Source organism: Streptomyces javensis (assembly GCF_039525925.1).
Classification (GTDB): domain Bacteria; phylum Actinomycetota; class Actinomycetes; order Streptomycetales; family Streptomycetaceae; genus Streptomyces; species Streptomyces asiaticus.
The window spans coordinates 1-12029 of record NZ_BAAAIF010000136.1; the positions used below are offsets into that span (position 1 = coordinate 1).

The following is a 12029-nucleotide window of genomic DNA, read 5'->3' on the forward strand; positions in this document are numbered from 1 at the left end:
CCGCATCGACGTCGGACGGCGACAGCCCGGCGCTCGCCAGGGCCTGCCGGATCACCCGCTCCTGCGACGGCCCGTTCGGCGCCGTCAACCCATTGGATGCGCCGTCCTGGTTGACCGCCGAGCCACGGATCACGGCCAGGACGTCGTGGCCGTTACGGCGGGCGTCCGACAGCCGTTCCAGCAGCAGAACCCCCACACCCTCGCCCCAGCCCGTCCCGTCAGCGGCCGCCGCGAAGGGCTTGCAGCGGCCATCGGGTGCCAGACCGCGCTGACGGGAGAAACCGGTGAACACATCCGGCGTCGCCATCACCGTCACCCCACCGGCCAACGCCAGGGTGCACTCCCCCTGCCGCAGGGCCTGTGCCGCCAGATGCATCGCCACCAGCGACGACGAACACGCCGTGTCCACCGTCACCGCCGGACCCTCGAAGCCCAGCGTGTACGCCACCCGGCCCGAGACCACACTGCCCGAACCCGCGAGCATCGCGTAGCCCTCGAGCTTCACATCCGCGCCGCCGCCGCTCAGCCCGGCGGCGTAGTCGTGGTACATCACGCCCGCGTAGACCCCGGTCGGGCTGCCCTTCAACGACACCGGATCGATCCCAGCCCGCTCCAGCACCTCCCACGACGCCTCCAACAGCAACCGCTGCTGCGGATCCGTCGCCAGCGCCTCCCTCGGATTGATCCCGAAGAACGCCGCGTCGAAGGCGTCGGCGTCATGCAAGAAGGCACCCTCGTCGGCATAGCTGGTACCCGGGTGATCGGGGTCCGGATGGAACAGTCCGTCCAGGTCCCAGCCCCGGCCGGTGGGAAACTCCCCGATCACGTCCTTCCCCGAGGCGACCAGGTCCCACAGCGTTTCGGGCGAGTTCGCACCGCCCGGGAAACGGCAGGTCATGCCGATGATCGCGATCGGATCGTCCGCATCGGCCCGTACCGTGAGGGGAGCACGGGAGCCCGTGGTCTCACCGGTGAGCCGGGTGCACAGATACTCCGCCAGCACCCGAGGCGTCGGATAGTCGAACACCAACGTCGCCGGCAACCGCAACCCCGTCACCACCGACAACCGATTACGCAACTCCACCGCCGTCAACGAATCAAAACCCAACTCCTTGAACGCCGCATCCACCCGCACCTCACCCAACGAACCAAACCCCAACACCACCGCCACACCACCCCGCACCACATCCACCACCACACCCAACCGACCCGCCGCATCCAACCCCACCAACTCAGCCGCCAACCCCGAGGCCGACGGACCACCCTCGGCGGCCCGCCGCCGGATCCGGCCGGACACCAACCCCCGCAGCACCGCCGGAAGATCCTCACCCGCCACCCCGGCCGGGTCGAAGTCCACGGCCACCATCAGCGGGTTCGCGCACCGGCATGCGGCGTCCAGCAGGGCCAGCCCGCGCTCGGACGCCAACGGCCGCATTCCGCGCAGCCGCGTCAGATCCGCCCGACCCATATGCCCGGTCATCTCGCTGGCCCGCTCCCACAGCCCCCATGCGAGGGAAAGCCCGGGCAGCCCCGACGCCCGTCGATGGGCAGCCAGTGCGTCGACAAAGGCGTTGGCCGCCGCGTATCCGGCCTGACCCGCGTTGCCCACGACTCCGGCGGCCGAGGAGAACATCACAAACATGCGGAGCGGAAGTCCCGCCGTGGCGGTGTGCAGATGGGCGGCCGCCGTGGCCTTCGCCGCCCACACCCGCGCCACCTGCTCCCGCGTCTGCGAGGTGACCACCGCGTCATCCAGCAGCCCCGCCGCATGAATGACACCGGTCAGCGGATGCACCGGGTCGATACCGGCCACCACGTCCACCACCGCGTCGGCGTCCGTGACATCCACTGCCGCGATCCGCACCCGTGCACCCAGGTCGCTCAGCCGCTCGGCCAGCTCCGGTGCGCCGGGCGCGTCCGAGCCACGTCGGCTGACCAGGACCAGATGCTTGACCTGCCACGTACGTACGAGATGCGCGGCCACCAGACCGCCCAGCAGACCCGTACCACCGGTGATCAGTACGGTGCCGTCCGGGTCGAGCCCGGCAGGGGTCAGCCCGCCGGATTCCGTCTCGTCGGCACCGCCGGTGGCACGTGCGCGCGTCAGCCGGGGCACCAGCGGCCGTCCGGTGCGCAGCGCCACCTGTGGCTCATCCGCCCGTACGGCACGGACCACGGCATCCGCCACCTCGCCCGCGGTCGGATCGGTGGCCTGGTGGAGGTCGAGGAGGACGAACCGGTCCGGGTGCTCCGCCTGCGCACTCCGCAGCAGGCCCCACAGCCCCGCGGCGGCTGCGTTCAGCTCTCCTTCGCCGGAATCCCCGTCTTCATCAGGGTCGCCGGTCGACACCGCGCCACGTGTCACCACCACCAACCGGGCATCGGCCAGCCGTGGTTCGGCCAGCCACCCCTGCACCAGCTCCAGCGCGTCTCCGACGGCGGCCAAGCCATCAGCCGCCCTCACCGCGGCCCCGGCCTCCGCCGGACCACCGTCGGCGGGCAGACACGTCACGGCGAACGCGGGAGGTGGCGTACCGTCGTCGAGCGCGGCGACCAGCGCTTCAAGACCCGGGTGGCATACCACTCCCCCGCCGCCGAGTCCGGGCTCCTCGGCCAGGTGCAGCGCGTCCTCGCCCAGTACGGCCCAGCCCATGGTGTCGGAGGCATCCGCGTCCGACACCAAGGGCATCGGGATCCAGTCCAGCCTGAACAGCCCTTCGACGCCATGTCCGACCGCGGATCGCAGCCGGCGGGGGTCGGCGGGGCGCATCGTCAGGGAGTCGACCGTGAGCACCGGGGCGCCCATGCCATCGGCCACGACCACCCTCAACCCGCCCTCACCCGCCGTGCCGTCCTGACGGGGCGAGAGCCGGACCCGGACGGTGGTCGCCTCCGTGGCCCACAACGACACGCCGTTCCAGGCGAACGGCAGCCGCATCCCCCCATCGTCGGCCGACTCGATGTCGGCGGCGAGCAGCATGGGATGCAGGGCGGCGTCGAGCAGTGCCGGATGGACGCCGAACCCCTCCGCGTCCCCGGCCGCCTCGGGCAGCGCCACCTCGGCCAGCAGGTCCGCACCGTCCCGCCACACCGCGCGCACCGCTTGGAACGACGGCCCGTACGCATAGCCCGCCGCCGCGGCATGCTCGTAGAAGTCCTCGACGTCCATGGGCTTCGCGCCCTCGGGAGGCCAGGCTCCCCCCAACTCGTCGGCCGCGGTCGGCGTGGTCGGCGTGGTCGGCGGGCTCAGGACGCCCTCCGCGTGGGTCACCCAGTCCGGATCGGCGCCGGGCTCGGCATCGCGGTCGGGCCGGGAGTACACCCGCACCTCGCGCCGCCCGTCCTCGGCGACCCCGCCCACCACGATCTGCACCCGCAGCCCGCCCGACTCCGGCAGCGCCAACGGCATGTGCAGCGCCAGTTCCTCGATGCCGCCGCAGCCCGCCTCATCGGCCGCCCGCAACGCCCACTCCACCAGCGCCGCACCCGGCATCAGCGCCGCTCCGGCGACCACGTGGTCACCGAGCCAGCCGTCACCGCCGGTGGCCGACACCCGCCCGGTCAGCACCAGCCCGCCATCGGCAAGGCCCACCGCCGCCCGCAACAACGGATGCTCCACCCGCTGCAACCCCGCGGCACCCACATCACCGACCCCGCCGGTGGCAGTGGCCCAGTAGCGCTCACGCTGGAAGGCGTACGTGGGCAGATCGACCGTACGAGGGGTGGGCTCACCCGGGAACGCGGCCTTCCAGTCGACGTCGACCCCGGCGGTGAACGCCTGGGCGAGGGAGTGGAGGAGCTGGGCCCGGCCGCCGTGATCGCGGCGCAGGGTGGGCACGGTGACGGCCGGGATCTCGGCTTCCTCGAAGGTCTCTTGCAGACCGAGGGTGAGCACGGGGTGAGTGCTGGCCTCGATGAACACCCGGTGCCCGTCCGCCAGGAGCGCCTGGACGGCGTCGGTGAACCGGACCCGCTCACGGAGATTCCGCACCCAGTAGGCGGCGTCCAGGTCGGTGGTGACGGCACGGCCGCCCGTCACGGTCGAGTAGAACGCCGTGCCCGAACCGGACGTATCGAGCGGACGGACGCCCTCCAGCACCCGCGTCAACTCATCGCGGATCTCCTCCACCTGAGGGCCGTGCGAGGCATAGTCCACCTCGATCAGCCGCGCCCGCTCCCCCGCCTCCTGGCACGCGGCCACCACAGCGGCCACCCGCTCCGGCGGACCAGACACCACCGTGGAGGAGGGGCCATTGACGGCTGCCACGCCTACGCCCCCGGCCCGGTCCCCCAGGTCGGAAAGCAGTTCGCCCGCCCGCTCCTGGCCCACACCGAGGGAAGCCATCGCCCCACCCTCGGCCAACCGCCGCAACGCCTTGCTCCGCAAAGCCACGACCTTCGCACCGTCCTCCAGGGACAGCGCACCCGCGACAACAGCCGCCGCGATCTCGCCCTGGCTATGACCCACCACCGCCGCAGGACGCACCCCATACCCCGCCCACACCGCCGCCAACGACACCATCACCGCCCACAACACCGGCTGCACCACATCCACCCGCCCCAGATCCGCCGCACCCTCCGCACCACGCAACACATCCGAAAGCGACCAGTCCACAAACGGCCCCAGCGCCCGCTCGCACTCCGCCACCCGCGCCGCGAACACCGGCGAGGCTTCCAGCAGCTCGGCGCCCATACCGGCCCACTGCGAACCCTGACCAGGGAAGACCAGCACCGGCCCTACGTCCCCCGTCAACGCCGCCGCACCCGACCGCACCACACCCGGATGCGCCACACCCCCCGCCAACGCCTCCACACCCGCCACCAACTCCGCGCGGTCGTCGCCCACCACCACCGCCCGATGCTCGAACACCGACCGCGCAGTGACCAACGACCACCCCACATCAACGGGCGACAACTCGGACGCATCACCCACCCGCTCAGCCAACGCCCCAGCCTGCCCCCGCAACGCCTCCACACTCCGCCCCGACACCACCCACGGCACCGTGCCCATGTCCGAGGACACCCGCTCGGTCGGCACACCCTCCTCAGGAGCCTGCTCCACGATCACATGCGCATTGGTGCCACTGATCCCGAAGGACGACACACCGGCCCGGCGCGGGCGCTCACCGTCCGGCCACTCCACCGCCTCGGTCAGCGGCCGTACACCGCCGCCGTCCCACTCCACATGGGGCGTCAGCTCCTCGGCATGGAGGGTGGCCGGGAGCACGCCGTGCCGCAGGGCCATCACCATCTTGATGACACCGGCCACACCCGCCGCGCCCTGCGTGTGGCCGATGTTTGACTTCAGCGAGCCGAGCCACAGCGGCCGGTCCTCCGGCCGGTCCCGGCCGTACGTGGCGATCAGCGCGTCGGCTTCGATCGGGTCGCCCAGCTTGGTGCCCGTGCCATGGGCCTCCACCGCGTCCACCTCGGACGGGGCGAGCCGGGCGCTGGCGAGGGCCTGGCGGATGACCCGCTGCTGGGAGGGGCCGTTCGGCGCGGTGAAGCCGTTGCTGGCGCCGTCCTGATTGATCGCCGAGCCCCGGACGACCGCCAGTACCCGATGGCCGTTGCGCCGGGCGTCGGACAGCCGCTCCAGCAGCACCAGGCCGACGCCTTCGCCCCATCCCGTTCCGTCGGCGTTCACCGAGAACGCCTTGCACCGCCCGTCCGGGGACAGCCCGCGCTGCCGGGAGAAGCCGGTGAACACCTCGGGGGTGGTCATCACCGTCACCCCGCCGGCCAACGCCAGGGCGCACTCCTCCTGTCGCAGCGCCTGGCAGGCCAGGTGGATCGCGACCAGGGAGGACGAGCACGCCGTCTCCACCGTGACGGCCGGTCCCTCCAGGCCGAGGGTGTAGGACACCCGGCCCGAGAGCAGGCTCGGTGCGTTGCCCGCGTATCCCTCGGATCCCTTCTGCGGAAGGTCACCCGATGTGGTGCCACCGGTGGTGGCCGTCCCGGCGTAGACACCCGTACGGGAGCCCTTGAGGGACAGCGGGTCGATCCCCGCCCGCTCGCATGCCTCCCAGGCGGTTTCCAGCAACAGTCGCTGCTGGGGGCTGGTGGCGAGCGCCTCGCGCGGGCTGATGCCGAAGAACCGCGGGTCGAATCGGTCTGCGTCGTAGAGGAAGCCGCCCCGGCGGACATAGGTGGTGCCGGGGTGGTCCGGGTCCGGGTGATAGAGGTTGTCGAGGTCCCAGCCGCGGTCGGTGGGGAAGTCCCCGATGGCGTCGACACCGCCCGCGACCAGCCGCCACAGGTCCTCGGGCGTGTTCACCCCGCCCGGGAACCGGCAGGCGATGCTCACGACCGCGATCGGCTCCTGGTATCGCTCCTCCACCTCGCGCAAACGCAGGCGCGTATCGTGCAGATCCGCGGAAACGCGCTTGAGATACTCGACCAGCTTCTCTTCATTCACGTTCACCATGAGGTTTCACCCGGCCCTCAGCGGTCGTCGCGCGCGGCACATTCAGGACACGCCCAGTTCGTTGTCGATGAAGTCGAGAACCTGGGCCGCGGACGCGGACTCCAGCCTCTCCGCGGCGGTCATCTCTTCCTCCGCCGGCTTTCGTGTCGCCTTCCACTTCGTCAGCAGGCTTTCGAGCCGTGCCGTGACCGCCCCCGAGTCGTCGTCCGCCATCTCGAGGCCGATCAGAGTGGCTTCGAGCCTGGCCAGTTCGTTGAGGACCGGATCGGCGCCTCCCGGGCCCGGTGTGGCGCCGACGGCCGGGGCGATGCGCTCCAGCAGGTAGTCGGCGAGCACGGCCGCGTCCGGATAGTCGAAGACGAGGGCGGCGGGCAGACGCTGACCGGTGGCGGCGGCGAGTCGGTTGCGCAGTTCGACGGCGGTCAGGGAGTCGAAGCCCAGCTCCTTGAAGTTGGTGTCCGCCTGCACCGCCTCGGCGTCGGCGTGTCCGAGCACGGTGGCCACATGGCCACGGACCAGCTGGAGGACGGCGCGCCGCTGTTCCGCGGCGGACAGGCCGGCCAGCCGGTCGGCCCAGTCGTCCGGCCGTGCGCCGGCTACCGCCGCCGTACGCCGCGCCACCGCGCCACCGGCACCGGCGCCGGAGGCGGCGAGGGCGCGGAGCGTGGCGGGGAGGCTGTCGGCGGGCTGGGCGGCGAGGACACGGGGGTTCATATCCGCCGCGATCAGTTGGTGGCCGCCGTGCTCGGACGCCGCGTCGAGCAGCCGGAGGGCGTGGTCCGCGGCCATCGCGGTGACGCCCGAACGGGACATCCGGGCCAGGTCGGCGTCGGCGAGGCCGCCGGTCATCTCGCTCGCCTCGGCCCACAGGCCCCACGCCACCGAGACCGTCGGCAGGCCCAGCGCCTGGCGGTGGACGGACAGGGCGTCACAGAAGGCGTTGGCCGCCGCGTAGTTGGCCTGTCCCGGGCTGCCCATGACCCCGGCGGCCGACGAGAACAACACGAACGCGCCCAGGCGAAGATGTGCCGTCGCGGTGTGCAGATGCGCCGCGGCGGTGGCCTTCGCCGCCCAGACCCGTGCCAGCCGCTCGGGAGTCTGCGCGGTGACGACCGCGTCGTCCAGCACACCCGCGGCATGGATGACCGCGGTCAGCGGATGCTCGGGATCGACCCCCGCCACCAGCTCGGCCACGGCTGCCGCGTCGGTGACATCGGCCGCGACGGTGCGTACCCGCGCGCCCAGGGCGGTCAGCCGGGCGGCGAGGTCCTGTGCCCCCGGCGCGTCCGGGCCCCGGCGGCTCACCAGCAGCAGATGCCCGATCCGCCAGACCCGTACGAGGTGTTCGGCGACCAGCGCGCCCAGGGTGCCGGTGCCACCGGTGATGAGGGCCGTGCCGTCCGGGTCCACCGGCGCGGGGACGTCGAGGACCAGCTTGCCGGTGTGCTTGGCCTGGCTGAGATGGCGCAGCGCCTCACGTGTCCGGCTCAGCGGCCAGGTCCGCACCGGCAGTGGCGGCAGGGCTGTGGCGGCCGCGGTCGCTCCGGTGGCCTCGGCGGCTCCGGTGGTGAACAGGTCGCCCAGTTCGTGCAGCATCCGGCCGATGCGTGCGGGCCCGGCGTCGGTGATCAGGTCGTAGACCTGGTACGTCACTCCGGGATGCTCCTCCGCGACGCGCTCGGGGTCACGGAGGTCCGTCTTGCCCATCTCCATCAACCGGCCGCCCTCGCCCAACAGCCGCAAGGAGGCGTCGACGAACGGCCCGGCGAGGCTGTTGAGCACCACATCGACACCACGTCCGCCGGTGGCCTCGCGGAACACCTCCTCGAAGTCCAGATCGCGCGACGAGGCCCGATGCGCCGCATCGATGCCCATCTCCTCCAGCACCCCGTGCTTCCCGGGGTTCGCCGTCGCGTAGACCTCCGCCCCCAGGTGGCGGGCGATTCGCACGGCCGCCATGCCCACACCGCCGGTCGCGGCATGGATCAGGACCGACTCCCCGGCCCGGAGCCCGGCCAGCTCCACGAGCCCGTACCAGGCGGTCAGGTACGCCACCGGCACCGAGGCCGCCTGCGGATAGGTCCACCCGGCGGGAATGGGCGCCACCATGCGGGCATCGGCCACCGCCGTCGGGCCGAACGCACGGTCGAAGACCCCCATGACCCGGTCACCCACCGCGAGCCCGGTCACCTCGGGGCCGATGTCCAGCACCACGCCGGCACCCTCGCCACCGAGCCCGGTCTGGCCAGGAACCATGCCCAAACTGATCAGCGCATCGCGGAAATTGATACCGGCCGCGTGCACCGCCACCCGCACCCGCTGCGGTCCGAGGGGCTCGAGCACCTCCGGGCACGGCACCGGCTTCACGTTCTCCACCGTGGCCGCGCCGGTCAGCTCCAGCCGCCATGCGGGCCGGCCCACCAGCGCGGCCACACCCCCGCCGCTCACGCCACCGGCGCGCATCAGCCGTGGCACCCGAAGCCGCCCCGCCCGCAGTGCGACCTGCGGCTCGTCCAGACGCACCGCATACGTCACCGCGCTGCGCACGTCCTCCGCGAACGGCTCGGCGTCCGGGTCGAGATCGACCAGGAGGAACCGTCCCGGGTTCTCCGCCTGCGCACTGCGCACCAGCCCGCACACGGCGGCCCCGGCCATGTCCACACCGCCGTCTCCGGCGCCTTCCGCCTCGGGGGCGTCGATCGCCACCGCTCCCCGTGTGACCAGCACCAGCCGGGCGTCTGCCAGCCGTGGTTCGGCCAGCCAGCCCCGCACCAGCTCCAGCACCCGCTCCGAGGCCGCCAGACCGGCGGCCGCCAGGTCCGTATCCGCGTACCTCCCGGAGGGCTCGCCGAGGGCGGGCGGATACACGATGGCCACCGAGGGGGCGGGGCCGCCACCGTCGAGGGCGGACACCAACGCCTCCAGATGCGAATGGTGTACCGCCTCCGGCACGAGTGGCCCGCAGTCGTCCGGCCCCAGAACCACCCAACCGCCGCCGTCCGCCGGATCCGGCTCCTGGCTTTCCGTATCGGCGTCCCGCGCGGGGACGGGCAGGGGCGTCCACTCCAGGGTGAACAGCCCGTCCACCTGCGGCCCACCCGACGTCTGGAGCTGGTCGACGGCGGCCGGTCGCATCACCAGAGAGTCGACGGTCAGCACCGGACCGCCCACGGCGTCGGCCGCCTCGACCCGCAGCCCGCGCTCGCCCTCGGCGCCACCCGCCTCCTGCCGCTGGGGCGAGAGCCGCACCCGTACGGTCGTGGCGCCGCCCGCCCACAGCGATACGCCGTTCCAGGCGAACGGCAGCCACACCCGGCCGTGGTCGTGGTCCTCCGCTGGCCGGTCCAGGAGGAACGCCGGATGCAGCGCGGCATCCAGCAGCGCCGGGTGGATCCCGAACCCCTGCGGCTCTCCGGCGGCGTCGGGCAGTGCCACTTCGGCGAGCACGTCGTCGCCGTCCCGCCACACCGCCCGCAGTCCACGGAACGACGGCCCGTACGCGTATCCGGACGCCTCGGCGCGCTCGTAGAACCCGTCCAGCCGTACGGGCTCCGCGCCCGCCGGAGGCCACGCCCGGCCCACCTCGTCCACCGGGCCCCGCTCGGCGCCCTGCGGGGACGGCGGACCCAGGATGCCCTCGGCATGGCACACCCAGCCCGGGTCGGCACCGGGCTCGACATCGCGGTCGGGCCGGGAGTACACCCGCACATCGCGCCGCCCGTCCTCGGTGGCCACGCCGACCACCACCTGAATGCGCAGCCCACCGGACGCGGGGAGGACGAGCGGGACCTGGAGCGCCAGCTCCTCCACCCCGCCGCAGCCCGCCTCGTCGGCGGCCCGCAGTACCCACTCCACCAGCGCCGCGCCCGGCGCCAGCACGGCGCCCGCCATCACATGCTCGACCAGCCAGCCACCGGCGCCCCCGGACGAGATCCGGCCGGTCAGCACCAGCCCGCCATCGGCGAGCCCGACGGCCGCCGGAAGATGTGCGTGCTCGACGCGCTGTAGCCCGGCGGCCCCCACGTCCCCGACGCCACCGCCCGCCGCCAGCCAGTAGCGCTCGCGCTGGAAGGCGTACGTCGGCAGATCCACCGTCCGGGGCACCGGATCGGCCGGGAACCAGCGGGCCCAGTCGACGTCCGTGCCGTGGGTGTGCAGTTGGGCGAGGGCGTGGCCGAGCGCGTGGGCATCGGGCCGTTTACGGCTCAGGGTGGCCGCCACCAGCGGGCTCGGCCGCCCGGCCCCGCTCTCGCGCTCGCGCACGTTCTCGTCGGTGTCGGCCGTCGTCTCGTCGGCGGCGAGGTGCTGAAGGGTGTGCTGGGTCGCGGTGGCCAGGACGGGGTCGGGGCCGAGCTCGAGGAAGGCGCCGGTTTCGGGCGCGATATGAGCGACGGCGGGATGGAATCGCACGGGTTGGCGGATGTGCCGAACCCAGTAGTCCGGCGTGGCCATCTCCTCGTTGGCCGGCTCACCGGTGAGGTTGCTGAGTACCGGAAGGGTGGGCCGGTGGAAGGTCAGACCGTCGATGGCCTGCGCGAAGGGCTCCAGGATGGGGTCCATCAGCGGGGAGTGGAACGCGTGGCTGACCGTCAGCGACCTGGTCTTGCGGCCCTTCGCCGCCCAGGTGGCGCGGATGTCGGCGACCAGTTCGATCGGACCGGAGATCACGGTGTTGCCGGGGGTGTTCAGGGCGGCGATGCCCACCTGGCCGTCGTATGCCGCCAGATCCTCGGCCAGCTCCTCGGCGGTGGCGGCGATGGTGACCATGCCTCCACCGGTGGGGAGTTCGCCCATGAGCGTGGCGCGTGCGGCCACCAGCCGGCAGGCGTCGGGGAGGTCGAAGACCCCGGCGACATGGGCGGCCGCGACCTCTCCGATGGAGTGGCCGATGACGGCGTCGGGGCGTACACCGAACGAGTCGAGCAGCCGCGCCAAGGCGATATGCAGTGCGAACAGCCCCGCTTGGGCGTAGGTGGTGTGGTCCAACAGCCCCGGCCGCTCGGCCACACCGTGGAGGACCACATCGCGGAGTGGATGTTCCAGATGGGGATCGAGCAATCCGCAGACCTCCTCGAACGCCGAGGCGAACACGGGGAATCGGTCGTACAGCCCGGCCCCCATCCCTTGCCGCTGGCTGCCCTGACCGCTGAAGAGCCACACGGTCCTGCCCGCCGCGCTTCCGCTGCCGGGGAGCACCACACCCGGATGTGGCTCGCCGGTGGCCAGCGCCTCCACGGCGGCCAGCAGCTCGGCTCGGTCGTCGCCCAACGCCACCGCCCGGTGCTCGAACAGCGACCGGGTGGAAGCGAGCGACCAGCCCACATCGGCCGCCGACATCTCCGAGTGCCCGGCGATCCGTTCGGCCAGCGCGGCGGCCTGGCCGCGCAGCGCCTCCGCGCTCCGCGCGGACAGCGACCATGGGACGGCCTGTAGGCGGTCGGGAGAGGCCACGGGCTCGGTCCTGACGGGCTCGACCGGCTCAGGGGCCTGCTCCAGGAGGAGATGGGCGTTGGTGCCGGAGGCGCCGAAGGAGGACACACCGGCCCGGCGCGGGCGCTCACCGTTCGGCCACTCCACCGCCTCGGTCAGCAGCCGCACC

At 72.8% G+C, this 12029-nt stretch carries 2 protein-coding genes; both read right to left on the reverse strand.

Annotated features, from left to right (window positions below; translation table 11 throughout):
* Positions 1 to 6430 (reverse strand): SDR family NAD(P)-dependent oxidoreductase (locus ABD329_RS46380; protein ID WP_344318088.1); only part of this gene is annotated, 6430 nt, incomplete at its 3' end.
* Between the two features lie 42 nt (positions 6431 to 6472).
* A partial coding sequence (locus tag ABD329_RS46385) for an SDR family NAD(P)-dependent oxidoreductase (RefSeq protein ID WP_346168419.1) occupies positions 6473 to 12029 on the reverse strand: 5557 nt, incomplete at its 5' end.